This is a genomic window from Metallosphaera sedula DSM 5348 (assembly GCF_000016605.1).
Lineage (GTDB): Archaea > Thermoproteota > Thermoprotei_A > Sulfolobales > Sulfolobaceae > Metallosphaera > Metallosphaera sedula.
The window spans coordinates 514,604-540,485 of record NC_009440.1; the positions used below are offsets into that span (position 1 = coordinate 514,604).

Here is a 25,882-nt window from a genome sequence, read left to right on the forward strand (position 1 = left end):
GAATAAATTCCTTGATATACTTGCAACGAATTCTCATAGTATCCCCAGTTAGGGGAGTAATATTCCCCATATACCTCATCCTTAGCCTTCTTCTCCTCGTCATATCAATTAGTTACTTCAAGGACCTTCTAGTCTACGCTGGGTTTCCCCCTGGTTTAGGCTACGCGCTGGCTGTGGAGATCTCATTTCTCAGCCTAGCCCTCAGTCCAGTCAACGTGGTGGTAAAGGAATTTAAGACTCCTGCTATCGTGCCGGAATACGATGTTGTTTACATTTTTGGTTTTCCCGTGTATCTACCAAAGCTGGAGAGGACTTACCTTACGACCTTGCTGGCATTTAACTTGGGAGGAGCTGTAATTCCCCTGCTCCTTTCTCTCACGCTCCTTTACCTTTCCCCTGGCAAATTACTCATTCTCCTGGACGTCGTTGTCATTATCGTTGTATCGAAGCTGTTCTCAAGAGTTGTAAATGGAGTTGGAGTGGTGATGAATCCGCTTATAGCGCCAATCTTCTCTGTCCTGGTAAGCTACATCTTGTTCTTTCACCAGCCGATCCTTATCCCTCTCTCCGCATACGTGAGCAGTGTTATTGGAACTCTCGTGGGGGCAGATCTTCTGAACATAAGGAAGATTCTAGAGGCTAGACCACAGGTCATCAGTGTAGGCGGTATGGGCACGTTTGATGGTATATTCATTTCTGGATTACTATCGATCTTTCTAGGCCAGTTATTAATATCGCTATGAGCACATTAACACCGGTGTGATAAGGCGTCGTTTCTTAGGAGTTTGCTTATCAATACGACTTATATGTTAATAATTAAAAAAGGAATTTTTATGTAAAATTTACGAAAAGTTTTTATGTAGAAAACGCCATGATAATATATAGATTTAAAATGAACAAATCGATTACTATTAATACATCACATGATCGGCAGTCTCTACTCATTATTCTATCTGACCCAAAATTCGTACTTCCTAAACTATTTCCGCCCATCAAGGAGGTTGAGGTTGAGAATGATTCATTCAATGCTCACGGTAGGTTTATGGCTATGTCATTTAATATGCATGGGAACGTTCTTCGTGGAGCCGATTTAGTATATGCATTTTATCTCTCTGCTGGAGGAGGAATGGGACAAGGAAAACTGACTATGAGAATTAAGGAGAGAGAAATTAATTTAGAATTCGAATATGATGGTTGGATGGAGAGAATGTCTGGTATATTTTTCATGGATAGGTGGTTCTCCGGTTTTGCCCGAAGACTTGATGAGGATGTAAGAATGGAAAGAATAAAAAGAAAGATCTAATATATTTATCATGTATCGAGTAAAATGATTAATTGAGATGAGATTTACCCAACTAGGGATATGCAGATTCATGTGGAATACTTCAACCTCAAGATGTGATCCATTACATCGATACAAAGGTAAGTAAATTTTTTAAGAAGACATCTTCAATCGATTTTGAAATGGAAAGATCTATCACAATAACTACAACTTATGATAAAAGATCATTAATTTCTATACTCTCCGACCCTACCTTTGTTCTTCCAAGGCTCTTCCCACCTATAAAGAGTGTAAGTAGAGGAGAGAACTCCTTTGATGGAGAAGGAAGGTTTATGACCACAAAATTCCACATGCACGGAACAGTAATCGTGAGGGACGATATTGTATACGGCTTCTATCTTTCAGCAGGAGGGAGCCAAGGGAACGGTAGGCTCATATTCACGTTTAACAATAACGAGATCAACCTTAAGCTAGAGTATCAGGGAAAAATGGAGAAATTATCGGGACTATTCTTCATAGACAGGTGGTTCTCTGATTTCGCATCGAAATTGAACGAGGAAATAAAAGCTGAGGTAATTAAACGAAGGCTTTAGCGTAAAGGAGGCCTTGATTACTTTCCTCTCCTTGCTCTTATTTTATTTCCCTTAACGAGAGCCAGCCCAATTTTCCCATCGTGTTTTATCACGACTCTTCCCCTTTCGAAACGGCCGTACAAAAACGTGTACTTGCCCTCATGAATTTTGTCATAATAGTTTAATCTACCTAGGTTAAACTTCTCTGCAACTTGCTCTAACATGGTTATGTCTCTCCTCTCATCCTCTCCTGAAGGCAAAGAAAAGACATGAAGCGCCTTCATTAATCATTATTTATGATCTCAGAAGTTATATAATTAATCATGGACGAGGAAAGAAAGTCAATCTTGGATGAATTAGACAGAGCAGTTAAGGAATTTGTTTCCCATGAGCTGACATACCTCTTGATACCGGAGGTGAGGACCAACGTGGGTTACGCGATTAGAAACGCCAAGGATGCAAGTGACGTGGCGGCCATCCCAGGGAGAATAACCACAGCTTTCCAAAGGGCAATCTACTGCCTTCCGCCAGCCTTCGGTGCGTCTGATCACATAGCGAGAGTTATCCTCACCGCGATGAAATATAATCCTGAAACGAGAAGCGCCATTAATCTCGCGTATTACCCACAATTCCTAAAGTTAAACCCCTACATTTTTGACCGTTCTCAGGAACCGCCAGGACAGAAACCAGTGGAGAGAAAGACCATGAACTTCATGATAGAGAAGGCTGTACAAGACACGGGAAGAGTACCTGAATTCATTGTGGATAAGGGAGATTTTGGCAAGGAACCTGGACTGTTCATTCTAGGAGGAACTCCCACTGAGGTGATCAGCAAAGCGATTCATCTACTCTCGTTACTTTGAGACTCCAAGATCCTCTCAATCTTAGCACGACACTCTAAAAGGGCTGAGCTTACCTGGTTGTATACCTTTTCATCAAACATTTTGTCCCTGTAACTGTAAAGAACCAGACTGATATCAAAGAGCATGCTTACCAGCTTCTTGTAATCCACAGGGGTTGAAAGTATGGAATTTATGTTAGCTTTAGCCTCAGTCCATTTCTTGAGACCTTCGTCAGTTAGACTGTATACTTTCTTACCGTCACGTTCTTCCACCTTAACTAGCCCCTCCCTGATCAAGTTTTTGAGTACAGGATAAAGGGAACCAGGACTTGGCTTATAGACTCCATTGAACTTACCCTCTATGGTCTTCATGATCTCATATGCGTGCATAGGTTTGTGATGAAGTGCGTCCATTATGAGAAACTTTAACGCCCCCCGCCTCAGCCTCTCTAAATTCATCTTCATGAGAACAGTGTATTTGATTGGAGTAAAATAATTCTATGTGTAGTTGAGCTAGTCCAGGCGTGAGCCCAGAGGTAAATTTGAGATTAAGATCATGTTATTTCTCTCTCCTTTTATTTTGTTTTTGAAATATTAATTAGCTAGAGAGTTGGAAAGTTGACACGGTATTGAATCCTCCTGGATCCTGGATACAGAGTCCTACGCATGACGTGCCCTAACTTAAGGTCTAGCAACTCATAACCTTAAAATTACGCACCCTATACATCAACCATGGATGTTATCCTTGAAAAGAGAAAGGGATATCTACTCCTCACATTTAACACAGGTGGCAGATACAACGTTTTCACAACTAGGTTCATGATAGAAATGATAGATACTCTGTCTGAGGTAGAGAAGATTAGAGATCCTCACTATTTGGTTATTAAAGGAGAGAATGGAAATTTCGGGGCTGGCGCTGACGTCAAGGAGCTTCTGAAGGCCAACGGCGATAAGGAATATGCAAAAGTCTATTTCGGACACATGAAGGACCTGTTTGTGAAAATGTTATCCCTCAACAAGGTCACAATAGGACTTATTGAGGGGGTTGCGTATGGCGCGTCCATGGAACTACTCCTTGCTCTTGATATAGTAATTGCGAAGAGAGGGACAAAGTTTGCCGCCCCAGGAGGAAAGTTAGGGGTTTTCCCACCAGTTCTAGTCTCCATAGGGCCCTATCTTCTAGGACATAGGACATCAAGGAAGTTGGCTATGTTGGGAGAGGAGCTGGATACTCAAGGAGCCATAAACGCAGGTCTCATAGACTACGAGGTAGACGACCTAGAAAAGGGTCTTCTGGAACTACTGAACAGGCTGAAGGTCATGTCGCCATCAGCTCAGGTGAGAATGAGAAAACTGATACTTCAAAGCCTTATACCACATCTCGAGAAGGCGTTCGATGAACTGGCTACACAGGTCACCTCTGACGAGGCTAGGGAGGGGATAAGTTCCTTCTTCTCGAAAACCTCTCCCTCATGGTCCTCAGTCGGTTTCTCGTAATCTCATTAGCCTTCCTCCCACATATACTAAACCCACTGTGAGAACTGCAATGTAACCTATGTCAAACAGGGGAGGTAGAACGTTATATACGACAAGATCCCTAATGACGTCATTTATTATGGAAAGGGGTTGATAGGCTACTATGGGCTTGAGGAGAGGTGGAAATGCACTGAGGCTGAAGAAGGCATTACTTAGAAACATTAGGGGAAAAACTAGGACGTTAGCCGCGGTCTGAGCCACAAACAGCTTGTCCTTTGGGCTTAGGCCAAATATAACTGCACCCAGACCGGCAAACATTAGCGTAGAGATGGCTAGGAATGCCACGAACGATACACTGATAAGGGGTAGAAATCCAAAGGCGAGGCCCAGGAGAAGGATGGGAACGGTGGAAATTAAGGTTATTACGATCTCGTAAATTATGAGACCCATAACCCACTCGTAGCTCTTGAGAGGAGACGCAGCTATCCTATCAACCAGTTTATCCCTATAATATCCTGCGGCTACTCCCGTGACCCCAAATACCCCATTTGAAAGGGAAATAACTCCTATCATGCCGGAGATCACGTAATCGTAATAGGTAAATCCCTGTTGTGATAAGATATTGAAGGAGACCGTATTCGTACCGGAGAGGTAGTCCTGGATTATGGCCTCAAGGGAGGGCACCAGGTAGTTATCCTCTTGTGGGTAAAATATGCTTACCTTACTTCCGTTCACTTCTACGTAAATGTAATTGTGGATAAGGGCTTCTCTCTCGTTTGACCCAACAACGCCCGTAAACAGTTCGGTATGATTTAGGTAGCCCGCGAGGGAATTGTTTCCATTGACCACAACCACCACATGGGGTTCAGCCGCAGCACCAAATCCTAGCGCGAAAATGAGGGTCAGGAAAAGCGGGAAGAAGATTACGAAGAACAGGGTAGTTTTACTGCTCAGGTTATCCTTTATAATGGCCCAGGCAGTAATCAGTGCATTCCTCATTACACATCACCTAGAGATTCCATGAGTGCCAGATACGCCTCCTCGAGGGACTGTTTTCTGAACTCTTCCATCAGTTCCCCAGGAGTGGATAGTCTAACGATCTTCCCGTTAAAGATAATTCCAATTCTGTCAGATAACTTCTGTGCCTCATCTAGGTAATGGGTTGTGAGAAGTACAGATATACCCCTCCTTTTGACCTCGGTTATCAGGTTCCAGACGTCCCTCCTAGACCTCGGATCCAGTCCGACCGTTGGCTCATCCATGAAAAGCAACTTTGGATCTCCTGCCAAGGAACATGCAATTGCAACTCTCCTCTTGTAACCTCCAGAAAGGTTTCTGAACCTTGTCTTCCTATATTCTAGAAGATCGAGAGTCTTCATGAGCTCCTCAACCTGAGATTCCTCTCCACGGTAGAGCTTCACGAAATATTTGATGTTCTCCTCTACGGTGAGATCAGAGAAACCTTGAAATTCCTGTGGCACAACCCCAACTCTTTCCCTTACCTTACTACACTGATCGGGAACGCTGTATCCCATGACCTCAACCTTCCCGCTAGTTGGCTTGGATATACAGGAGAGTATCTTCACAGTAGTGGTCTTACCTGCCCCGTTAGGTCCTAGCAGGGCAAAGATCTCACCACTTTCAACGTGAAAGCTTATCCCCCTCAAGGCCTCCTTGCGCCTGTTGTAAACCTTCCATAAGTTCTCGACGTCGACTATTCTCATGAGTCGATATATCTGAAAAAGGGAAAGTAATTAATTTATCGTAAATCCGTAATTAAAGAAAGGCCATATCACAGTAATGGGGTTGTTGGATTTAGCGCGTCAAGAACAACTAACTCACGCATGAGTTAATGATCTCTTGGAAAAAGTTTTTTAAGAAAGTGGATTAATTTTATTTTGGGATTATAATGGACTACTTGCCGATTTTTCTCGCTGTTGCCTCCCTGATGACTGCGTTCTCCATTTACCTGATTTACTTAGTGAAGAAGGGTATAAATGGAATTGGCTTCCTCCTGGTACTCTACCTCAGCGGTAGTATGGTGGTGATGTTTGCGTCCCTCTCTGTGTTTTTCTCGTCGCCCAATCAGACCACCGAGGCATTGGCACTAGCTTCCAACTCCGCCTACATGATATTTGGGCTCATCCCAATCCTCTTCAGTATAAACAAGAAACCTAACGCGAGAAGATGGTATACAGTCCTACTTTTTGCCGTGAGCATGGCCGTCTCAGAGGCGTTGATGGGTGAGACCTTTGACTCGATTCTAACTAAGCAACTGGGTAACCCACTTCTGGGAGTTCAGAGCTATTGGTACTATGGCGTTATGATCTCTGAGATGGTCTTCACCCTTGTCTACTCGCTCAAGGGCATGGATAGAACCCTCAGGAATTACCTGATTGTGGCCCTTCCCATAATGGGGATCTCTCCCATGATTTTTCCCAGTAACCCTACGTTCGTGACTGACGCCACGTGGCTAAATGCCAGCCTGATGATAGTTGCAACCATCCTGATCTATGAAACCTTGTACAGGGATAGGCTAAAGAGAACGCAAGAGACCATGACATCCCTTGAGATGATGCTAGTGTTTACTTTAATGATGGCTGGTTTGTTCACCTATTACTTGACGGGGAGCTGGTACGTCTTCGACTTCTCTATGCTAGCTGGAATGTCGTGGTTCATTTACAGGGCAATTGAGGGGCCAAGTCACTTGAAGGGAAACTACTTGAGGGATGCTACCTGGACTTTCTCCTTCATCCTTGTGACGTTCATCATGGAATGGTTCATGGGTGGAGTTCTAGATTTCGTTACTGGAACGTTCTCCACAGGGATATCAGGGTTTATTTCCTCCCTACCCCTAGGATTTGTGAGCCCGACGAGGGACTTTGGACTTGGGGCCCTGTTTAACTTCCTTTCCATCTTCGGGGCCGTAACAGGTTCCATCTGGTTTCTAATCATGATGGGTACGGAGATGGGAATGCTTGCTGTGTTCAGGATAGGCCAGGTAAAGCTGAGGGAGAACAAAATCAGGCTAGCGCTCATGGTATCTGCGTACGCGATTTACACGATTTACCTGCCCTCATTCTCTCCCCTGGCCTCCAAGATTCCTTACATACCCTACATGTGGAGCATGGGACTGGGCACGCTAGGTCCAGTTTCGAGCCATTACTTGATTCCAGGAATAGTGGGGACTTACGTAGTAAGTGCAATTCTCTCCTTCCTCTTCGGGTCGAGACAGATCTGCTCCGTGACCTGCACTGCACCTACAATGTATCAGGGCACTTTCTACGACTCGTTAAAGAGCTTTAACAGAACGTCAAAGCTAGGAAGGAAAACTCTCGGTAGTAGATTGAGGCCTTGGTACAAGGTTATTGCCCTAACTGTCTGGGCCTCTCTCCTAGCCTTTGCAGTGGTATCCTTCCTGGACCAGAAAGGCCTACTCAACTTCACGATTTTTGGGAATGACCCCACGGTATTTCTCTACTCCTTCTACTTTAACTTCCTTTGGTACGTCGTGTTCATTTCCATCCCGTTCATGGGCACTTACGCATGTGCAACCCAGGGGTGGTGTTCATGGGGAACCTTTAACCAGTTCTTTGGAGGACTTGGATTATTCAAACTCAAGGTCAAGGATCCAGACCTCTGCGTGAAATGCGAGACCAAGGCTTGTGCGGAGGCTTGTCCAGTTGGTAACACCGACCTTCCTGGAAACTTCATAAGGAGTGGGCAGTTCAAGTCCATGAGATGTATTGGCGTGGGTGACTGCGCTGAGGCTTGTCCCTACAACAACATCTCGTTTTATGATATAAGATCATGGCTTAAGGAGAAATTAAAGTAACCTGGTTTATTTAGTTTTTTATTTTATTAAATTTCTATCAATTATTTCTTGTCAGAGTAAATGGACTAATTTTAACTTTTATAAGACAAACGTATATATTGGTTATCCCCGATAATCATGGTATGGAAACTCCTATAAGTGGACTGGTAAACTTCGTTAAACAAGTATTCCAGCTGGACAAGGATTGGCTATCTAGGATAACCATGGCAATGATTGTGATGAGCCTCATTTGGGGGATGTTAGGGATAATTGATGCCCTCATGGCCAGGATACAAGAGGCGGTCTGGGCAACCTCCTCAAACTTCATACTCACGTCACAGGAATATTATGGATCCATCACCCTTCATGGTGCCAGGGATCTATTCGGGTTCGCGGTTCAGCTGGAGATAGCGGTGTTCGCGTTCTTGTCTCTTAGAATTTTGAAGTTAGAGCCTAGGGCTAAGTGGTTCATGAACCTTTCCTTCATCATCTTCAATATCTCCTTCATGCTACTTGAGGGGCCCATAGTTCTTTACCCGACCTTCAATGACAACTACTTCTCTGCGGGCTCTTGGTATTACTTAGCTCCCCTAGGTTTGCCCAACTACTCACAGTACGTCCTTAGCCCCCTCTGGTATGTGGGGATGGAGCTCCTGGACATTGGTACCTACATGTTTGTGATCTGGCTGATTTACCACTTCTACTTGGCCTCTAAGACCACGAAGGAGAAGTTACCCATCTTCACAGTTTACGCCCTAATGACTGCGCTAATGATAGCGATTGGGTGGAGCGGTGAGGCAGCAGCCAACACGTGGGACCTCCTCGCAATTGCCGGAATCACTGGAATGAACGTAATCGCCAACCAGATTGCCTTCTGGATTCTGGGTCACTCCATAGTGTACATAGTCTGGATGCCCGCCATAGCGTCGATGTACTATCTTATCCCACTTCTGGCTAACAAGCCACTTTACAGCGATAAAATGGCAAGGATAGCTGCACTCATGTACTTGATCTTTTCCAACAATGTTCCGATTCACCACCTCTACATGGTAAACTTCCCAGTCTCGGTTAAGGTGATGCAGGAAGTGCTTACCTATGCCGTGGTTGTGCCCTCCATGCTAACGTTCTTCAATTTATGGGCCACCGTGAAGGGGGCATCAGTTAAGATCAACTTGATCTCCATGTGGATAAGTATAAGTTTCGCTGGGGCTATTGCGGCAGGCGTAACGGGAATCTCTAACGCCAACATAGCCTTTGACTCAATCATTCATAATACCATGTGGATTCCGGGACACTTCCATGCAATGATATTCTACTCCATCGTTCCTGCCGGTTTTGCCACTCTCTATTACATGGTACCCATGCTGACGGGGAGGATGTGGTTCTCCTCTAAGATTGGATGGCTACACATGGTAGGATACATGATAGGAACCACAATGGTTGTGTACGGATTTGATGCTCTTGGCTTAGCAGGGCTCACCAGAAGGGCTGAGGTGTTCCCGAGAACTCCCGTGTACGTCACCCCCGAGATAATATCTGCCCTGGGTGCACTCATTGCTGATGCTGCAACATTGGCCTGGCTAGGGAATCTGGTGTTGACACTCCTTAAGGGAAGGACTGCCAACCTGGAAGGTCTTTCCATGGGTGAGGCAATAAATACTGTAGCGTTGCAACTGGAAGCTCCAGAGCTCTCTGGTTTCAGTGCTCCGAGCGTTATAGGACTAATAAGAGCTGAAGAGAACAAGATAAAGAGCTTCTTCACCAAGGCAAAAGTGATCAAATAAGTTAGGCCACTTGTTTTTTGTTGGCAATTTCTTTTAGAACTTCCTCAACTTCTGGAAACCTTTTCAGTTGGTATCTTGAGAGCTTAAGTTCCCCATCCACGTAGACGTCAAAGATACCGTTCTTTCCCTGTTCTAGCTCCACCTTGACATCATCAAAATATGACAGAACTTCCCTTGAAACTTCCAGGGCCCTATCCAGATAACCGCAGGGCCTACAGTAAACTATCTTAACTGAGTGCATGAGATGATCAAGTTTGCATCAGTTAAATAGTTAACTATCTAAATAGATTAATAATTCAAATTTATTAGGAGTTTCTAGATGAAGAACATTGACGTTAAAGCGAGTGATCCTCAAGGTACGCTAACTCTAGCGTCTATACTACAATTTTTAAGCGAAATGTTTTCACCATGACTGTGCTTTGGTTAATCTTTACTTCAGGTAAGTGCAACTTAACCTGCGATTACTGTGGAGGTTCCTTTGAGAAAGATGTAGTGCCCTGGAAGGTTAAGTACGACGTCAATAAATTGAGGGAGCTTATTTCCAGGGACCCTGACCCCACGGTTATCTTCTACGGTGGGGAACCCCTATCCAATCCGAGATTCATTGCCCAGTTCATGGACACCGTGAGGGCCTCTAGGTTCGGTATACAGACCAATGGAACTATGGTGAAGCTCCTTCCAGAGAGTTACTGGAGGAGAATGAATCTAGCCCTTTTGTCCATAGACGGGAGAAAGAAGATCACGGACAAGCATAGAGGCAGGGGAATCCATGACAGGGTGATCGCCAACGCTAGATACCTCAAGTCCTTGGGCGTGGAGACCATAGCTAGGATGACAGTTACTCAAGATAGTGAAATTTTTGAAGAAGTCACATACTTGCTTAATGCAGGAGTTTTCGACAAGATTCACTGGCAACTTAACGTGGTCTGGACTGATAGATGGAACGTGGAGGAATGGGCAAAGAATAGCTACCTCCCAGGAATAAGGTCCCTCGTGAAGTTATTTGAGGACTCGCTTAAGGAGGGGAAGATCCTGAAAATCATCCCCATCCTTGGAGTTATAAGTGCGTACTATTTTGGAGGCTACAGGGGATCACCCTGCGGGGCAGGTTATAACTCAGTCTCGGTTACCACTGACGGTAGGATCATATCATGTCCCATTGCCGTCAGGGAGAAATGGGCTGAGTTGGGTAACGTCAACACGGGCTTCAGATTACTTGAGGAACCTCTGCCCAAGGAATGCCAAACTTGTGAGTTCAACAGGGTTTGTGGTGGGAGATGCCTTTATGCCTCTCAGGAGAAGTACTGGGGAGAAGAAGGTTTTAAGGTAGTTGACGACATTAACAAGGAATATCTCAGAACCGTGCTCTCCCTCATTCCAACGGTAAACTCCCTAGTTCAGAAAGGAAAAATCTCGCTTCGCGATTTATATTACGATCCAACAAAGGACTCTACAGAAGTAATACCTTAATCTCTTTGTGAAGAACACCACAAAGTAATAAAGGACCTGCCCATGTATTATCACTATGGATTCAGCATTCTTCAACGAGGTCGCAAAAAAATGGCAAGAAAAGTGGGAGAACAACAAGGTATTTGAGGCAAATCCCTCTAACTCCGAGAAGTACTTTATTACTGTTGCATTTCCCTACACCAACAGTCCCCTTCACATAGGTCACGGAAGGACATACATCACTGCGGACATTGTGGCAAGGTATCAAAGGATGATAGGGAAGAATGTGCTATTCCCCTTTGCTTTCCAGTTCACTGGAACTCCGATTCTCTCGATCTCAGAGTCGATTAAGAGAGGAGACAGTGACATAATTTCCGATTTCATTAACCTCTACAAGATTAGCCCAGAGAAGGTGAGGGAGTTTGAGGATCCCCTAAAGCTGGCCGAGTACTTCAAGGAGGACATGAAGAGGATGGCTAAGGCCCTGGGTCTTAGCGTCGACTGGAGGAGGGAATTCACGACCATTGACCCGAGGTTTGGACAGTTCATCAAATGGCAGTTCAGGAAACTCAAGGAGAAGGGTTTCATCACGACCGCCACGGATGCCGTGGGGTATTGTCCAAACGATAATTTCCCGGTGGGGATGCACGACACTAAGGGGGATGTGGAACCCGAAGTCCAGGAGATGGACGTGATAGAGTTTGAGGGTAACGACGTGGTATTTCCCACTGCCACATCTAGACCAGAGACCGTGTTTGGTGCAAACGCGGTCCTAATAAATCCTGAGGCCACCTACGTTTTAATAAGGGGTTCCAACTGGGTCCTTTCCAAGGAAGCCTTCAGAAAACTCAGTTATCAGAGGGAGCTAGTACCGGAGAGGGAGGTTCAAGGGAAGGACCTAATCGGACTTACAGTGAAGAACCCGATCTCAGGAAAGGACGTGAAAGTCTACGGGAGTAAGTTTGTTGATGCGAAAATGGGCACTGGTTCCGTTATGGCTGTCCCTGCCCATGAACCTCTGCATTATCTTGGCCTATCTGAAGTCCTGAGTGAAGTTGAGGTTATCCCAGTCATCAGCACAGAGGGCTATGGCGATTTCCCAGGACCCGAGGTGCTCGCGCTAGCCGGGACCAAGAACCCGGCAGAGCTCAAGGACTACATAGATACCCTGTACCGAGAAGAGTACTATAAGGGCGTCATGAGGGAGGACATAGTTGACCTAGTTCCAGATTACATGAGATCCATTGTCAAGGATAGGATAGCAGGGAAGAGGGTACCAGAGGCTAGAAGGGAGACCGTGGAGCTCCTGAGAAGCCTAGGGAAGCACGACTTGATATACGAGATATCCAACGGACCAATCTACTGTAGATGTGGGGCAGAGATAGTTGTGAAAGTTATCAGGGACCAATGGTACATAACTTACGATAACCCATTATGGAAATCGTGGACCATGAAGGCCTTGGACAGAATCAGTATAGTCCCAGAGGAAGCAAGAAGGGATATGGCCAAGGCCATATTCTCCATGAAGAGGCGGGCGTGCTCCAGGAGCAGGGGACTTGGGGTTAAGTTGCCCTGGGATGAGTCCCAAATAATAGATAGCCTGAGCGATTCCACGATTTACACGGGGTTCTACACTGTGGCGCATAAACTGAGTCATGACCCCTCTAAGCTAAATGACCAATTCTGGGACTTCGTCTTACTTGGAAACGGAGATGCCTCAGAGGTCAGCAAGGTCACGGGGATTAGTGTTGAGGAGCTCAAGGATCTCAGAAACGAGTTCTCATACTGGTATCCCCTGGACTCGAGGCACAGCGGGAGGGACCTTGTTCAGAACCATCTCCCCTTCCTGATTTACAATCATCTAGCCATATTCGGGGAAAGCCTCCTCCCAAGGCAGATTGTGATTAACGGGTTCGTAAGGGTTGGCGGAAAGAAAATGAGTAAGAGTTTCAGAAACATTTACCCGCTCTACAAGGCAGTGGAAGAGTATGGAGTGGACCCCGTAAGGCTAGCCCTGACCATATCCTCTGAACTTCTGGAGGACACAGATTTCGACGTGAACACAGTAAAGGCTGTGACAGATCAATTGCGCAGGATGTACGACTTGGCCGTGAACTTATCTAAGTTAAGGGAAAACGAGAGTACGGGTCTCCCAGAAAAGTGGTTGTTATCAATAATCCACTACAAGGTGAAGGAGGTCTCTGACCTGATGAACTCGCTGGACTTGAGAAAGGCGTTCAACATTATCTTGTATGAGTACTATGAGATCCTCAGGGACTACCTCAGCATGGTTAGTAACCCAAACACAAGCGTACTGAGAAAGGCGATCGAAATTTGGGCTAGGTTAATATCGCCAGGTGCTCCGCATATTGCCGAGGAGATATGGCACATATTCAATGAAGGTTTCGTCTCTTTGACCAGATATCCTGTGCCCGAGGAGCTAGAGGTGGACGGACAGGCCGTAATACAACTGGAATATATTAGGCATCTGATAAACCAGGTGAAAGAGATATCCTCTATGGCGAATAAGCAACCCGAGAAACTAATCATTTACGTTTCGAACTCTGACGAACTCGGAATTCTAAGGGCAGTGTTGCGAGGTTTAAAGGAGAGGAAGAACCTAAGGGAATTGAGCTCTATTACAGGCCAACGGGAGGAATACCTTAGGAGCCTTGTGGAAAGGGTTCAATCCTTGCCCCCAATCTTACGAGAGCTTATTGTAACGTATCCACTAGATGAGTTCAAGACAATCACGGATAACCTCAATTTCCTAGTTAGGAGGCTCGACGTAGATGAGATCCAGGTATATAGGTCTGACGAAGCTAACGCCCCGGACATAAAGGGAAAGAAGAGTAATGCCCTGCCCCTACTTCCTGGCATCGTGATAATCTAGGTGAGATTGTGGAGTTGATTGAGACTCAGGAAGTATTTGATAGAGTTAGTCAACTAATAAATTCCGCGACGGAGAGGCTGATTGTCCTAACAGATAGGATAAGGGACTCTATTGCCCAAGATCTTCTGCGGAAGGCTGGAAGCGGAGTAGATGTTAAGCTAATCACATCAGACCTTAACTGGGCGAGATGGCTGGAGAACAGGGCTAAGGGTTATATGAAGGATGAAGAGGAAAAGATCTCCCAGGAGGTTCAGGAGCTGTCAAATAAGATCGAGTTTTTCAATAGGGTACCCTGGATAGCTCTAGTTGTTGTGGGAGCAGTCTGGATTGTCCTCCTTGTGAGGGGGCTAAGAGGTTTAGAAATGATACCAGCATTACTTGTGGGATTAGGAGTTATTTACTACATCATGTATTATTCCTACAAGAGAAGAAGGAGTTACAGGGAAGAAATTGCTGTGAAGGCTGAGAACAGGGAGAGGATAGCTGAGGAATATAAGGGAGTTAGGGAGAGCCTCTCGAAACACCTCCACGTTATCGAGATTGATTTTGAACTGAGTTTTAGTGTAATAATATCAGACACTAGTGCCATCATAACTTCTACTCCACTGGAGACGGAGAAAGAAAGAGGTTATCACGTGTTTACTGAACTGGAAGTCGAAGAAGCAATGAAAATAGTTGATTCGATCACGTCTATACAATCCTTGAAACGGCCTTGAGAATCTCTATTCCCTGTCTTATCCCTTTTTCCGCACCCTTTATTGGATTGGCCTCGAAGAATCTCTCCACTTCCTCTACCCTGCCTATCCCGAGGAGAGGTATTACATCTGCCATAACTCTGCCGAATATTCCGGTCCCCTGGTAGATCTCCGCAACCTTCTTGGAGTGTATCTTTATCCATTCCCATACGGCATCTCTAACGTTGGGATAGAATAATGAGTACTGGAGAGACCTGATGATGTCCTGTTTTTTCATCTCCCCGGTGAAGACCATACTAAGGACGTTAACTACCGAGTGTGGGGAATTCATGGAAAGCAACGCATTGAGGAGCCTGGTCTTATCCTCATCAAACTTTGACTGTCTATACATGGTCAAGAGTTGATCAAGCGCTTGCGATCCTGCGGACACGGCATAGGCTATTGCAACCGCGCTCTTCAGGTCCCCGTCAAGTTGGTCATACTGGCTGAATTGGGCTGAAAGGGATGTAGCAAACTTGGGATCCATCTTTGAGAGGTTCATGGCCAGCGTGGAGTAAGTCCTTCTACCCACTGGATCCTGCCTAGTACTCCACTCCTTTACCTGCTTGGAATGGAACTCCCTCGCTATCTCCCCGTACTTCTGGCTATTTACGGCATACAAAAAGGAGAGCTGGTCAGCAAGCTCTAGAACGGGGAGGTGATGCTTAGCGCTCATTAAACTCCTCACTACCTTGAAGTACTCATCCCGGGACACCTTACCTGCAAGGAGGAAAGCGAAATAATCGTTGGCTAAGCCCCATTGCTCCTCAGGTGTTAGCTCGGATGCCAGGACAGGTCCCAGATCAAAGTACATGACCCTGTAGAATCCGGCCTTATCCAAGTTAACCTTGAGCTCGTTTACGTGGCCCACCTCGATTCTGACGCTCTTCCCTTCCATAACTAGGTCTTTCTTCTCTCCGTTGACCATGAGAGTTATGGGTATGGGATAGGTCTTTTCTGGAACAGGGTGAAGTCCAAACCTCTCCTGTGTAAGTTCAAGCTGGTTGCCGACTATCTGAACCTTAACCATGGGGTATCCATCCTCCAATACCCAGTGGGGCATTATCTTGGAGACTGGCTTACCAGAAGCCTCCTCCAAGCTGTTCCATAGGTCTTTTCCCTCGGCGTTTCCGTAACTGAACTTCTGCAAGTACTTGGAAATCCCCCTTCTGAATTCATCCTTGCCAATGTAGGACTCTATCATTCTCAGGATTGACGCACCCTTCCCATAGCTTATATCGTCAAAGATTTGTTCAACCTCCTCCGGAGAATTCACCTTGGTCTCAATGGGATGGGTAGTGGGAATGGAATCCTTCAGGAGTGCACCAGCAGTCTCGTCCAGTAGGAACTCCCCCCACATGTACCATTCTGGATGTAACATGTCTATTATCTTGTAGCTCATGAACGTGGCAAAGCTCTCATTGAGCCATAGATCGTTCCACCATTTCATGGTAACTAAATTCCCAAACCATTGATGGGCCAGCTCATGTGCTACTACCTCGGCTACGCGTCTAATGTTGGAGAAGCCAGATTTTTCGTCTGCGAGAAGGGCAGTTTCCCTAAAGGTGATCGCGCCCCAGTTCTCCATTGCGCCAAAGGCGAACTCTGGAACCGCAATGAGATGAACCTTAGGTAGTTGGTACTTTATGCCATAATACTCTTCATATTTCCTGATGAAATCCCTCGCAAACTCAGCCGGTAACTTCGCCTTGCTAATCTTTCCTGGAACTGTGGCAACGATTATCTCGGGAACGTTTTGCAATCTAAATTCCTCGAATTTACCCACTCCCACGTATAGAAGGTAAGTAGACATGGGAGGAGTTTCGTGAAAAACGTAGGTAACCTGATCCCCTTCCTCCCTGGTCTCCTTAACGGGCATGTTAGAGATTACCTGTAGTCCCCTATCTACCGTTACTGATAGCCTGAACTTGGCCTTGTATGCTGGATGGTCCACGCACGGTATGAATTCCCTTGCATGACTTGATTCAAATTGGGTTGAGAACATGTAACTTCCGTTGTAGGGGGCCCTGTATATCCCGACGAGGGTATCCCTTACCTTGCCTGAAAAGGTTACCCTCAGGTCCCCAGAGAACTTACCCGTTTTTACCTTCACCTTGTTGTCTTCCAGTTTGAAGTCAGCTGATCTTCCGTCAATCTCCACCGAGTGGATCTCTAGTCCTACCGCATCTAACTCTACCCCGTCCTCAGTATCCAGGTTAATGATCTCGGTTCCCTTGTAGGTAGATTCCTTGAAATTGAAGATCACATGAATATCGTACGAGTTTATCTTCATGGAACAATGTGAATAACGTTCAACTAAAAAACTTATGGAACTTGACAATTCATGTTTATGTCTCTCCTTAAACCTGAACTCTATGAAAAACTGAAAGTGCATAACCAGAAGATTTTGAGATTAATGGTTCCAAATACCTAGCTAACTACCTTAGGAGATTACATGAGACTCTGATCTATCTCAACTCCCATAATCAATTTTTATAGTTAGTCCACAAGTCCCCACTGTTGGACAGTGATGAGAAACGACATTCCGAGAGTCCCCGAAGTCTCCCGTTGGAGCTAACAGGAAATGCCTTGAGGTCATAGTGAGGGCCCTGAAATATCTAAATTCGTCTTCCCTCGAATCCAGTTTCAAGAGGGGCATTAAGGAAGTTGGCGAAAGCGTCCCTGGATGCTTCGAAACCTATCGGAATGTGGTTTGGGCCTTACCGCACGTGAAGCGCATCTACCCTTTAGTGGATCCGAGCTCGCTAGAGGCAGTGGAGATAGCCCTTACCCTAGGCCCTGATCCCTTCTCCCTTCCAAAATGGATTCTCGATAGGGTAAGGCCTTTACTCGGGGACGAGGGCCTGCGAAATCTCTTGAGGAGGAAAACGTGGGTCAGAATAAACACCCTAAAGAAAGGTTTACAGGAAATTCTAGATGAGCTGAAGGGGAAGGGGTACTCCTTCGTACCCGACCGAGACTTCAATTACCTTGTGGAATGGATCTTCCCCCAGATCTCCTCCATTCCCGAGTTCAGGCAGGGACTCCTGATACCTCAGGACAAGGCTAGCGTCATGGTGGTTAATGTTCTAGATCCCAAACCTGAGGAAACTATCCTGGAGATAGGCGGGGCGCCTGGTACAAAGACCTCTCTTATACAACAGCTCACACACAACAAATCCTACGTTATCTCGGTGGACATATCCGCGAGGAGGGTAGAGGCTCAGAGAAGGCTTCTTGCTAAGTGGGGTGTAAGTAACGTTGAGCTTGTGATCGCTGATGCAACGGAGCTGAAGGTTACTCACGCAGATAAGGTCCTCGTAGATGCTCCTTGTAGCAACTCCGGAACTATGAACGTCGATCCATCCATACCTCTACGTCTAACCAAGGCGGAACTCCTTAAACTGGTCAGGATTCAGAAAATGATATTGAAAAGAGCCGTCTCGCTTGGCGTTCCTGTGGTGTACTCCACATGCTCATTATTCCCAGAGGAGGGGGAAAAACAGGTGGAGGAATTCTCGAGATACCTAGTTAAGATAACTGACGATCCCCTACACATGGGTTATAGAAAGTCAAAGGTATGGATGAGGGTCATGAGGACCTATCCTCACTTGGACTATTCTGAAGGTTTCTTCATCTCTAAGATAGAGCCTAGCCCATCCTAGTTTCATAGTAACGACAGGCCCAATCCTATCGCTGCCAGTATAACCAGGATAATCATCGTGATCACGAAGGCAACTATCGCTATGCCCAGCGAGCTTAACCAACCTACGTCGAAAATGGTCTTGAATACCCACAGTACAGCTATGAAACCCACAATCAAGGCAATAAGATGACTGAATGGGCTGATCAGTCTATCTAAGATCAAGAATGCCAATATTCCAACAAAGGTAGCGACCATGGCCTTTCCTAGGCTAGCCTTTGAAGAGAATAGCTTAGCTGATAGCCACACAGGTACAGACGCTATAACCCAAGCAATTATCAAGGATAAAATAAAAATCAAAATTCCAATTAATGGATGAGCCATCTAAACCCTTGTTATATCCTTAAGCATGTTTTAAAAAGGTTATTCGGGATAGGCCTCTGCATACATTTCTTCGTCTAGGTCTTCCCTAATTCCTTTCTTTACCTCTTCTAGATGCTCGAGAATTTCATCCAGGGTGTTATAAGTTGTTGGAATATACTTTATTCTTCCGTAGCTCATCATGTAAGAGCCTGGGCAAAGGAACTGATTCTTGACTATTATCGCCTCAGGTTCCAACTCCAGAATTGCAGCCATTGTGGCTTCCTTGCTCATGGCGTAGGCAGGATTCTCGTATTGCTCCACTTCCCTCTTTTCTTCATCAATAATAGCAATTATTTCCGATTCCTCCAACGGTTTTAGATTTCTCTCCTTATCATATGTGAGAGCTATTCTCATTTGGATCAAAATAGGTTCAACTCATGGCTTATAAAATAGTGTATAAATCCAATGATCTAATGCTTGAGATAATAAAGATACAAAGAAGCGCAATGTAACAAACCAAAGCAGAAAAGAAAAAGAAATATTTCATCAAAAGGGTCTTTACTTCTTGCCTATCATGTTCAGTAGTTCCTTAGGGGCGTCCTTCTCGCTAACGGCTCCCCTTCCGGTCTTGCCGTTGTCGTCGTAGGTGAAGGACACCATCTTGCCTACTTTCCAGACCTTCTTTACTTTGCTTATGTCTACCTCTAGATCTTGACCCTTATACTTGAACTTTATTTTGGTTGCCATTGAATGTTAATACGCTATCAACGTTTATAAACCTTACGATACTAAGGTAAGTAGTACTCATGATAATACCTTAATTAAAAATCCCTTTTAAAGGGACCAAATTTTATCGAGAGAGATTGGATAACAACTCGTAATGAATAAAAAAAGGTTTTTATTTATAGTCAAAATGTAGCTACTTTCCATTGGTAATACTAATAAATGAGAGACGATTAAAGAAAAGAAGTGTTAAGAAAAGATCGCTTTAAAGCCTGTCCACAATGTACTCAAACGCCTGGAAGTTTTGACTTGGCTGAGCCTGAACAAGTATTACGTACTCTCCCTTAAGTCCAACATAGTAGAAAGTTTGCCCAAAGGTCCCGTTCACGGAAAGATTGAAGTACTTGATCCCATTTAGGGATCCGTTCACCGCAAGCGACGATCCCTTGATTGAGCCATTTGAGGGTATTAGAGTTGTGGAATAAAGGTAGTTATATAGCGCCGTGGAGTTTGGACCATGTAATATGTCAACCCCCAAGGATTCCCCACTTGTCGATGTAGTACCCAGATAATACGCTGAATATTGGGTGAAGTTCCCCTGTTGAGAAGTTAGGTTGCTGACTGCGAACTCAACTAGGGGTAAAGATGAAGTGCTAGGATACATGAAGCTTGGAACTGATAGCTTAGTTCCATTTCCACCTGTGAGATCAGCTTTAGCTAAGGCTAGAAAGCTCTCTTGGATAGTTGGAGAAACGTTGCCTGTAGCATTTACCTCAACCAAGTAATGCCCTACTACAGCATGTGGAAGACTAGTTGTGCTGTTAGGCTGACCTGAATAGGCAACGATGGAAATGGATATTACCGTTGAATTGGAACCTGCAAGCTCTACATATTCCTGGTAAAGTGAAAGGGCATTGGGGTACATCCCGGAAAGTAACTGCGATGAGTTGATCTCACCCATGGAAATTATCTTCCAATTTCCAGCAATGCCCTGACTTATCTGGCTCTGAGTTGGCAGGGTTGGCTCGCTCGAGGCAGAGGCAAGATTTGATGGGGCACGGTGAAGTTCCTGGAAGGCTAGAAGTCCAGCAAGTGCTATTACAACTACCGCTATTATACCTATGACGATGTTTCTATTCATTAGCTATTGCTCTGGCTTAGCATAAAAAACTCTTTCATTACCCTCACAAATCAAGGGCTTTAATCACGTTGCAGGGACTATCCACAAGAGCGGCTCCCTGACTCGCTATCCAAGACAGATCCAAGCCCAACTCTCCCTTCAGAATGAAGATCCTACCAAGACCTGCTCCCTTAAACGCGTGAAAATCGTGAAGTGTATCACCTACTCCCACGCTAACCTCAGGCAATGCTCTAAGCCTTTGGAGTGCCAAAACAACTGGGAAGGGATCGGGCTTGCCCTTTTCCACGTCGTCCCCAGCTATTAGTAAATCTGGGGTCACGCCTATAGCCCCTAAACTCTTAGAGGCTGACCTTCTCAGTGACGAGGTAACCACAGCTATGGAATATCCCTTTGATCTTGCCCTTTCAACCATCTCCCTAGCACAGGGCAAAGGCATCGCCTTCCTTGCTACCAGCTCATCAAATATGTCATTTTTAACCTCGAAAAGCTCCTGGTACCTTTCACCAGCTAGAGTTTTCGCTATGTCCAGAGTCCTCTTTCCCATGAGCAGATCAAGATTTACGTTTGCGTTAATTCCCAACCTTTTCATGGCCAGTTCCCAAGCTTCCTTGTGAAGAAGGGCTGTTGTGGCGAGAGTTCCGTCAAGGTCAAGTATCATTGCCTTCACTTTGTGATCACCGCGTCTGCAATGTTTATCCACTTTATCTTATATCCTAGCTTATCCAAGACCTCGGTTATGAAATCTCCTCTCTCCTTCACGACTTCCTGAAGTTTTCTACCTGAAAAATTCTCCCTGGAGAGTTGTTCCATAAGCTTCTGGCTTACGTAGTAGTTTTTGAGAAGAACGTAACCTGGAAATTCCCTCAGATTTTTTCGGAGGAGATTCTCAGAGATACCATACTTCATCGCCAGCTCCTTTATGGATATTACGTCACTCCCATCTAGCTCATATTCAACCTTCTTAGTTGGGAGCGACTGCTCAATTTCCCTTAAAACACGGTAAACTTTGGTTGGATCAATCTTTCTCTTAAAAGTAATAACTGGTAAATCGCCTATCTTCCCGGATCCAAGTTCCTCACTCACAATGGGTATAACGAGAGCTTGAGTTCCCTGAAGCTTCTTAACCTTCTCCCTCAGGTATTCCTCTGTCCAAAAGCCCACAACCTCAAGGTAGACCCTTATCTCGTCCTTGATAGCTAGGAAATCGGGGAGGAATATCCTGCCGTTGACCACGAGCGGTCCAGGTTCCCTTTCCAGTTTCCAATCCTTGATTGTTCCCCTGAAGTTCCAGTAGAAGTCCTCCTCCACTGAACTATCAAAGAGCTTTCCCTGTTCTGGCCTTCCTCCAATCCATTCGTTGTTGCTTACCTTCATCTGGTAAACCCTTCTCTTCCTCTTTCCTAGAATGATTTCAGCCTCAATGCTCCATCCTCCAGTCCCAATCACGTAAGGAACCAGGATAGCCAGATTCCTTCCGTATTTCTCTGAGGGCTTCAGAAGGGTATAGGGACCCATCACCTCTATCCTCACGGGGTTAGAGTACGCAGTATACATCAACCCAAGTCTCTTTACAGTTCTCAGAAGTTCCTTCCAGTTCCCCTCAGTGGTCAAGGTTACCTTGTACGACCTGAAAAGTATTGTCTGCAGTAGGGAAAGGTTATACTCCTTAACTATGTCCTCCGGAGGCGGTATCTCAACCCTGGAGATTACCTTGCTCTCATCCATATCCCCAAACATGAACCTCTCAGCGTCTACCCCTAGCCTTTCGCTTACCTCCCTTAGTCTCCTTTCCCTTTCCTCTGGAGTCAGGGCAGGTCCCTTAGCAAAGAGCTCCTCCCTTATCTTCCTGGGATCCACGGGAGATTCACCAGATAGGGTAAGGTACCTCGAGATGACCCTATGAAGACCTCTCACCAGCTTAGCTCCCTGAGTCGTCTTACCGTACATCCTTTCCATGAGTTTTACGTTCTCCTCAACCTCACCGTACGTGATCCCAACCTTATAGAAGGGAATCATCTCCTTGACTAGTTCAACTTCCCTTTCCCCAGCGAATGAGGGATAGATAACGTCTCCGTAAATCCTGAACCTGGCAAGTTCACTTGGTAGCACTGGATCTCCTCCTGCTCAAGTTATGATCAGTGGTACCCTTGGTCACAATCTCTATGAGAGTGGCAACCTTTCCCTCTTTTTTCCTCAAGATCCTCCCTAACCTTTGCATCATCTGCCTAGATGTTCCGTAACCGCCTAAAACTATACCCACACTTGCGTCGGGAACGTCTACACCTTCATCAAAGACATTGGATGCAACTATCACCTTGTAATCACCGTTCTTGAACTTGGAAAGGATGTCCTGCCTTTCGTCCTTCGACGTGAGGTAGGTAACCGCGGGAACCAAGAACTCCCTAGAGACCCTGTAGGCCATGTCCACATCCCTTGTGAAGATGATGATCTTCTCATTGGCGCGTTCCTTCAGGATCTCCCTTAACTTGATCAGTTTACTTTCCGAGTTCACAGCAAGCCTCAATGACTCGTTCCAGGCCAGTAGAGCCTCCCTAGCTTCCTTATCCCTTCCAGCCATGAAGATGAATCTCTGAAAGTCCCTAGGGCCGGCCATCCTTATTTTTCTCTTTCTTAGAAAGGAGGTAAACCTGTTCCTTAGCTTCTCGTAAATTTCCCTCTCCTCCGGGGTTAGCTCCACATAAATCTTCTCGACCTTGAACTCTGCCAGGTACTTCCCTGCTAGCTGTGATGGAGAGAGCCTGATTAGGATGGGACCCACTACCTCCCTCAGGAGGACATGCCTACCATCTTCCCTCTCCGGAGTAGCAGTTAGTCCCATCCTGTAAGGCGAGGCCATCAACTCCCCTATGTTAATGTAACCTGTTGAGGGGAGATGATGCACCTCATCAAATATTACGAGAGGAAACCTGTTACCCAGCTTCTCCACCTTTGTGTAGGCAGAATCGTAGGTAATCACGGTAATTCCCTGAATGTTCTCCTCTCCTCCTCCCACAATTCCCGGTTCAACGCCCAGGGACTCCCTAATCCTATCACCCCACTGATGAAGTAACTCTATCGTGGGAACCACTACGAGCGTTGCCACCCTAAGATTGGCAATAGCCTTTATGCCCAAGGCCGTTTTACCTGCACCCGTGGGTAATACCAAGACTCCCCTCTTCTTGGCCATCCAAGCCTTCATGGCCCTTTCCTGATAATCCCTAAGTTTCAGGGAGTCCTTCACGAGAGGAAAGGGGATGGGGTCCATTACCTCATCCTTTACCTCTATCCCTCCCTGTCGGAAGTACTCAAGCACCTGATAATACCTGTAGGCTGGGGCAATGTAAGCCTTAAACTCCTCGTTCCAACTCAGTGATGGCGCGTAGTGATCGGAGATGAGCAGACCCCTAAAATATTTCAGATGTACCAACCTTGATTCTGATTTAATACTTGACCTAAAGTTAAAAATTATTTGATGTTATCACTACACTATGAAAATAGAGCCAATAGCATTTGAGAGTCTAGGGGTTAGGTCACAGGCAACACTTGTGGAGACTAAGGACGTGAGAATTCTCATAGACCCCGCAGTGTCTCTAGCTCCTAGGAGATATGGGCTACCTCCCCATAGGATCGAGGTTGATACCCTTGTGGAACTTGCCAAGAAAATTACGGAGAAGGCCAGGGAGGCAGACGTATTGATAGTAACGCACTACCATTACGATCATCACGATCCAGGCTACGTCGTTCCAAAGGAGATATACAGGGATAAGGTGGTCCTGGTCAAGAACCCTGAGTCCTACATTAACCCAAGTCAGGGCAAGGTCAGGGCACCTAAGTTCCTGAGGGCGATAAAGGGCCTGCCCAAGGAGATATCTTACGCAGACGGCAAGGAATACAGGTTCGGTAATACTAGAATCCTGGTCTCGCATCCAGTTCCGCATGGAGCTGACGTGAGGCTGGGTTACGTTATCCAAGTTTTCATTAAGGATGGTGACTCCTCTGTCCTCTTCACTTCTGACGTCGAGGGAGTCCCTAGTGAGGAGCATGTAAAGTTCACCCTTGACACCAAGCCCAACTTCCTTGTTATAGATGGACCCCTCAGTTACCTGGTTGGCAGAGCCCTTACCGAGGATCAGTTACAGGTCTCGGTGAAGAACATGGAGAGGTTAGCGAAATCAGGGCTGGAAACCATGGTAGTGGATCATCACGTTCTCAGGGACCTAAAATATAGGGAGGTACTCTCAGGGTTGTATGACGTAGCGAAATCCTCTGGAGTAAAGGTGACCACGGCCGCTGAAATACTGGGGAGGGAGACCCTTCAGTTGGAGGCCAAAAGAAGGGAGCTCTTCGCCCAGGATAACTCACCTGCTAAAATACCCAGAAACCTTGCCTCGCTTCTCAGAATAGACCAGGAGGGATAGTAAATACCAGGGAAAGCGCGTATCCCGCCAAGTAACTTCCTATCAAGGCTAGGAGCCCTGTGGCTATCTGTTCCATCGCCCCTCTCCACTTGGGTAAACCAGTGTACTTAGTCGATGCGGAACCAAACACGCTGAGCGTTATCAGAATGAGAGCCACCGACAAAACCACAGCCACATCGAAACCTATCTTGAACATCAAGTCTATTCCAAAGGGAACTAGGGGTATTACACCGCCTATCACAAGGTAGATAGCCATGATTAACCCAAGCTTAGCCGGTCTCTCAAATTCCTCTGGAAAGATCTTCAATTCATGAATCATCATTTCGTTAAGTACCACATCCTTGTTCCTCATGAGTATATCAGCTATTTTCTCGGCCTCTTCCCTAGAGAATCCCTTTTCCTCGTAGAAGGTGATCAGTTCGCCTTTTTCCTTCTCTGGAAAATTTTGGATCTCGTAATCTTCCTTCTTTATCTCGTTGTTGAACACCTGCATTCTCACCCTGGTGGAGATGAACTCACCCACGCCCATAGAAAAGGCCTGCGCTATTGTAGCTATGAGGCCAGTAACCAGGACAAGAAGCGAATCGTGGGAGAAACCAGCTGCGCCAAGGGCAATGCTTCCTACCCCTATTAATCCATCTTGAACGCCGAAGACCTTGGTTCTGAATACGTCAGCCTCTTCTGTCCTATGCTGTACCTCCTTAGGTTCCATAACCCTCATTTATTCTAATTCATTTAAAAGAGTTGCT

General features: G+C 45.8%; 26 protein-coding genes. 12 read left to right on the forward strand and 14 right to left on the reverse strand.

From position 1 onward, the window contains the following. Positions 1–20 precede the first annotated feature (20 nt). From MSED_RS02855 to MSED_RS02865, 3 genes are all read left to right on the forward strand, one after another. Positions 21–743, forward strand: coding sequence for a DUF1614 domain-containing protein (locus MSED_RS02855; protein WP_048059982.1), 723 nt, complete (start codon positions 21–23; stop codon positions 741–743). A gap of 128 nt (positions 744–871) precedes the next feature. Further along, positions 872–1,303: a DUF3211 domain-containing protein gene (locus tag MSED_RS02860; RefSeq protein ID WP_225938883.1), complete on the forward strand. Its 432-nt coding sequence runs from the start codon at positions 872–874 to the stop codon at positions 1,301–1,303. Positions 1,304–1,464: 161 nt separating this feature from the next. Further along, positions 1,465–1,875, forward strand: coding sequence for a DUF3211 domain-containing protein (locus MSED_RS02865; RefSeq protein ID WP_012020525.1), 411 nt, complete (start codon positions 1,465–1,467; stop codon positions 1,873–1,875). A gap of 17 nt (positions 1,876–1,892) precedes the next feature. Here the strand turns inward: MSED_RS02865 and MSED_RS02870 are convergent, their stop codons facing one another. After that, on the reverse strand, positions 1,893–2,138 hold the full coding sequence (locus MSED_RS02870) for a hypothetical protein (RefSeq protein WP_048806910.1): 246 nt from the start codon (positions 2,136–2,138) through the stop codon (positions 1,893–1,895). A 39-nt stretch (positions 2,139–2,177) separates the two neighbouring features. Here MSED_RS02870 and MSED_RS02875 point away from each other — a divergent pair, with 39 nt between their 5' ends. Further along, a complete protein-coding gene (locus MSED_RS02875; RefSeq protein WP_012020527.1) occupies positions 2,178–2,717 on the forward strand; it encodes a thiamine-phosphate synthase family protein in 540 nt (179 codons plus the stop codon). On the opposite strand, the gene MSED_RS02880 is transcribed toward MSED_RS02875, so the two are convergent. Then, a complete protein-coding gene (locus MSED_RS02880; RefSeq protein ID WP_012020528.1) occupies positions 2,696–3,160 on the reverse strand; it encodes a PadR family transcriptional regulator in 465 nt (154 codons plus the stop codon). The genes MSED_RS02875 and MSED_RS02880 overlap by 22 nt on opposite strands. A 267-nt stretch (positions 3,161–3,427) precedes the next feature. On the opposite strand from MSED_RS02880, the gene MSED_RS02885 reads away from it, so the two are divergent. After that, a complete protein-coding gene (locus tag MSED_RS02885) occupies positions 3,428–4,192 on the forward strand; it encodes an enoyl-CoA hydratase/isomerase family protein (protein ID WP_012020529.1) in 765 nt (254 codons plus the stop codon). On the opposite strand, the gene MSED_RS02890 is transcribed toward MSED_RS02885, so the two are convergent. Continuing rightward, positions 4,175–5,170, reverse strand: coding sequence for an ABC transporter permease (locus MSED_RS02890; protein WP_012020530.1), 996 nt, complete (start codon positions 5,168–5,170; stop codon positions 4,175–4,177). The genes MSED_RS02885 and MSED_RS02890 overlap by 18 nt on opposite strands. Continuing rightward, complete coding sequence (locus MSED_RS02895; protein WP_012020531.1) at positions 5,170–5,895, reverse strand: ABC transporter ATP-binding protein; 726 nt, start codon at positions 5,893–5,895, stop codon at positions 5,170–5,172. Before MSED_RS02895 ends, MSED_RS02890 begins: the two co-directional genes overlap by 1 nt. 185 nt (positions 5,896–6,080) lie before the next feature. On the opposite strand from MSED_RS02895, the gene MSED_RS02900 reads away from it, so the two are divergent. Together MSED_RS02900 and MSED_RS02905 are read left to right on the forward strand one after the other, a co-directional pair. Further along, on the forward strand, positions 6,081–8,006 hold the full coding sequence (locus MSED_RS02900) for a 4Fe-4S binding protein (RefSeq protein ID WP_012020532.1): 1,926 nt from the start codon (positions 6,081–6,083) through the stop codon (positions 8,004–8,006). Between the two features lie 122 nt (positions 8,007–8,128). Continuing rightward, positions 8,129–9,769 carry a cbb3-type cytochrome c oxidase subunit I gene (locus MSED_RS02905; RefSeq protein ID WP_012020533.1) on the forward strand — a complete coding sequence of 547 codons (1,641 nt, stop codon included), beginning with the start codon at positions 8,129–8,131 and terminating at the stop codon, positions 9,767–9,769. Position 9,770: 1 nt separating this feature from the next. On the opposite strand, the gene MSED_RS02910 is transcribed toward MSED_RS02905, so the two are convergent. Continuing rightward, the gene (locus tag MSED_RS02910) at positions 9,771–10,010 is read right to left on the reverse strand and encodes a SelT/SelW/SelH family protein (RefSeq protein WP_012020534.1); all 240 of its coding nucleotides are present in this window, start codon (positions 10,008–10,010) and stop codon (positions 9,771–9,773) included. Between the two features lie 173 nt (positions 10,011–10,183). Here MSED_RS02910 and MSED_RS02915 point away from each other — a divergent pair, with 173 nt between their 5' ends. The 3 genes from MSED_RS02915 to MSED_RS02925 are packed head-to-tail and all read left to right on the forward strand — an operon-like array spanning position 10,184 to position 14,827. After that, complete coding sequence (locus MSED_RS02915) at positions 10,184–11,239, forward strand: radical SAM/SPASM domain-containing protein (protein WP_048059984.1); 1,056 nt, start codon at positions 10,184–10,186, stop codon at positions 11,237–11,239. Between the two features lie 55 nt (positions 11,240–11,294). Next, positions 11,295–14,111, forward strand: coding sequence for a leucine--tRNA ligase (leuS, locus tag MSED_RS02920; protein WP_012020536.1), 2,817 nt, complete (start codon positions 11,295–11,297; stop codon positions 14,109–14,111). 8 nt (positions 14,112–14,119) lie between these two features. Beyond that, on the forward strand, positions 14,120–14,827 hold the full coding sequence (locus tag MSED_RS02925; RefSeq protein ID WP_012020537.1) for a phospholipase D-like domain-containing protein: 708 nt from the start codon (positions 14,120–14,122) through the stop codon (positions 14,825–14,827). Here the strand turns inward: MSED_RS02925 and MSED_RS02930 are convergent. Then, positions 14,802–17,138 carry a M1 family metallopeptidase gene (locus tag MSED_RS02930; protein ID WP_012020538.1) on the reverse strand — a complete coding sequence of 779 codons (2,337 nt, stop codon included), beginning with the start codon at positions 17,136–17,138 and terminating at the stop codon, positions 14,802–14,804. The two genes, MSED_RS02925 and MSED_RS02930, sit on opposite strands and share 26 nt — an antisense overlap. A 307-nt stretch (positions 17,139–17,445) precedes the next feature. Here MSED_RS02930 and MSED_RS02935 point away from each other — a divergent pair, with 307 nt between their 5' ends. Beyond that, positions 17,446–18,510, forward strand: coding sequence for an RsmB/NOP family class I SAM-dependent RNA methyltransferase (locus tag MSED_RS02935; RefSeq protein WP_012020539.1), 1,065 nt, complete (start codon positions 17,446–17,448; stop codon positions 18,508–18,510). A 2-nt stretch (positions 18,511–18,512) separates the two neighbouring features. Here the strand turns inward: MSED_RS02935 and MSED_RS02940 are convergent, their stop codons facing one another. The 7 genes from MSED_RS02940 to MSED_RS02970 all read right to left on the reverse strand — a co-directional run bounded on the left by MSED_RS02940 (position 18,513) and on the right by MSED_RS02970 (position 24,142). Next, the gene (locus MSED_RS02940) at positions 18,513–18,830 is read right to left on the reverse strand and encodes a hypothetical protein (RefSeq protein ID WP_225938881.1); all 318 of its coding nucleotides are present in this window, start codon (positions 18,828–18,830) and stop codon (positions 18,513–18,515) included. An 81-nt stretch (positions 18,831–18,911) separates the two neighbouring features. Next, complete coding sequence (locus tag MSED_RS02945) at positions 18,912–19,265, reverse strand: hypothetical protein (RefSeq protein WP_012020541.1); 354 nt, start codon at positions 19,263–19,265, stop codon at positions 18,912–18,914. 144 nt (positions 19,266–19,409) lie between these two features. Beyond that, positions 19,410–19,598, reverse strand: coding sequence for a DNA-binding protein Mcu7 (gene mcu7 / locus MSED_RS02950; RefSeq protein WP_009071314.1), 189 nt, complete (start codon positions 19,596–19,598; stop codon positions 19,410–19,412). 241 nt (positions 19,599–19,839) lie between these two features. Continuing rightward, positions 19,840–20,715, reverse strand: a complete 876-nt coding sequence (locus MSED_RS02955) for a hypothetical protein (RefSeq protein ID WP_012020542.1) — start codon at positions 20,713–20,715, stop codon at positions 19,840–19,842. 43 nt (positions 20,716–20,758) lie between these two features. Further along, positions 20,759–21,373, reverse strand: a complete 615-nt coding sequence (locus MSED_RS02960; protein ID WP_048060251.1) for an HAD family hydrolase — start codon at positions 21,371–21,373, stop codon at positions 20,759–20,761. Positions 21,374–21,378: 5 nt separating this feature from the next. After that, on the reverse strand, positions 21,379–22,824 hold the full coding sequence (locus tag MSED_RS02965) for a DUF790 family protein (RefSeq protein WP_012020544.1): 1,446 nt from the start codon (positions 22,822–22,824) through the stop codon (positions 21,379–21,381). Beyond that, positions 22,811–24,142 (reverse strand): DEAD/DEAH box helicase family protein, encoded by a 1,332-nt coding sequence (locus MSED_RS02970; RefSeq protein WP_012020545.1) that lies wholly within the window; start codon positions 24,140–24,142, stop codon positions 22,811–22,813. Before MSED_RS02970 ends, MSED_RS02965 begins: the two co-directional genes overlap by 14 nt. A gap of 61 nt (positions 24,143–24,203) precedes the next feature. Here MSED_RS02970 and MSED_RS02975 point away from each other — a divergent pair, with 61 nt between their 5' ends. Further along, positions 24,204–25,133 carry an MBL fold metallo-hydrolase gene (locus MSED_RS02975; protein ID WP_012020546.1) on the forward strand — a complete coding sequence of 310 codons (930 nt, stop codon included), beginning with the start codon at positions 24,204–24,206 and terminating at the stop codon, positions 25,131–25,133. Here the strand turns inward: MSED_RS02975 and MSED_RS02980 are convergent. Then, positions 25,111–25,854, reverse strand: a complete 744-nt coding sequence (locus tag MSED_RS02980) for a VIT1/CCC1 transporter family protein (RefSeq protein WP_012020547.1) — start codon at positions 25,852–25,854, stop codon at positions 25,111–25,113. The two genes, MSED_RS02975 and MSED_RS02980, sit on opposite strands and share 23 nt — an antisense overlap. Positions 25,855–25,882: the final 28 nt, after the last annotated feature.

Bases quoted from the DNA above. Each gene is read 5' to 3' on its own strand.
- MSED_RS02865 (WP_012020525.1), top strand. From the start codon at position 1,465: ATGGAAAGATCTATCACAATAACTACAACTTATGATAAAAGATCATTA.
- MSED_RS02945 (WP_012020541.1), bottom strand. From the start codon at position 19,265: ATGAGAATAGCTCTCACATATGATAAGGAGAGAAATCTAAAACCGTTG.
- MSED_RS02895 (WP_012020531.1), bottom strand. From the start codon at position 5,895: ATGAGAATAGTCGACGTCGAGAACTTATGGAAGGTTTACAACAGGCGC.
- MSED_RS02875 (WP_012020527.1), top strand. From the start codon at position 2,178: ATGGACGAGGAAAGAAAGTCAATCTTGGATGAATTAGACAGAGCAGTT.
- MSED_RS02955 (WP_012020542.1), bottom strand. From the start codon at position 20,715: ATGAATAGAAACATCGTCATAGGTATAATAGCGGTAGTTGTAATAGCA.
- MSED_RS02960 (WP_048060251.1), bottom strand. From the start codon at position 21,373: ATGATACTTGACCTTGACGGAACTCTCGCCACAACAGCCCTTCTTCAC.
- MSED_RS02980 (WP_012020547.1), bottom strand. From the start codon at position 25,854: ATGAGGGTTATGGAACCTAAGGAGGTACAGCATAGGACAGAAGAGGCT.
- leuS (WP_012020536.1), top strand. From the start codon at position 11,295: ATGGATTCAGCATTCTTCAACGAGGTCGCAAAAAAATGGCAAGAAAAG.
- MSED_RS02860 (WP_225938883.1), top strand. From the start codon at position 872: ATGATAATATATAGATTTAAAATGAACAAATCGATTACTATTAATACA.
- MSED_RS02870 (WP_048806910.1), bottom strand. From the start codon at position 2,138: ATGAAGGCGCTTCATGTCTTTTCTTTGCCTTCAGGAGAGGATGAGAGG.
- MSED_RS02975 (WP_012020546.1), top strand. From the start codon at position 24,204: ATGAAAATAGAGCCAATAGCATTTGAGAGTCTAGGGGTTAGGTCACAG.
- MSED_RS02880 (WP_012020528.1), bottom strand. From the start codon at position 3,160: ATGAAGATGAATTTAGAGAGGCTGAGGCGGGGGGCGTTAAAGTTTCTC.
- MSED_RS02930 (WP_012020538.1), bottom strand. From the start codon at position 17,138: ATGAAGATAAACTCGTACGATATTCATGTGATCTTCAATTTCAAGGAA.
- MSED_RS02905 (WP_012020533.1), top strand. From the start codon at position 8,129: ATGGAAACTCCTATAAGTGGACTGGTAAACTTCGTTAAACAAGTATTC.
- MSED_RS02890 (WP_012020530.1), bottom strand. From the start codon at position 5,170: ATGAGGAATGCACTGATTACTGCCTGGGCCATTATAAAGGATAACCTG.
- MSED_RS02885 (WP_012020529.1), top strand. From the start codon at position 3,428: ATGGATGTTATCCTTGAAAAGAGAAAGGGATATCTACTCCTCACATTT.
- mcu7 (WP_009071314.1), bottom strand. From the start codon at position 19,598: ATGGCAACCAAAATAAAGTTCAAGTATAAGGGTCAAGATCTAGAGGTA.
- MSED_RS02900 (WP_012020532.1), top strand. From the start codon at position 6,081: ATGGACTACTTGCCGATTTTTCTCGCTGTTGCCTCCCTGATGACTGCG.
- MSED_RS02910 (WP_012020534.1), bottom strand. From the start codon at position 10,010: ATGCACTCAGTTAAGATAGTTTACTGTAGGCCCTGCGGTTATCTGGAT.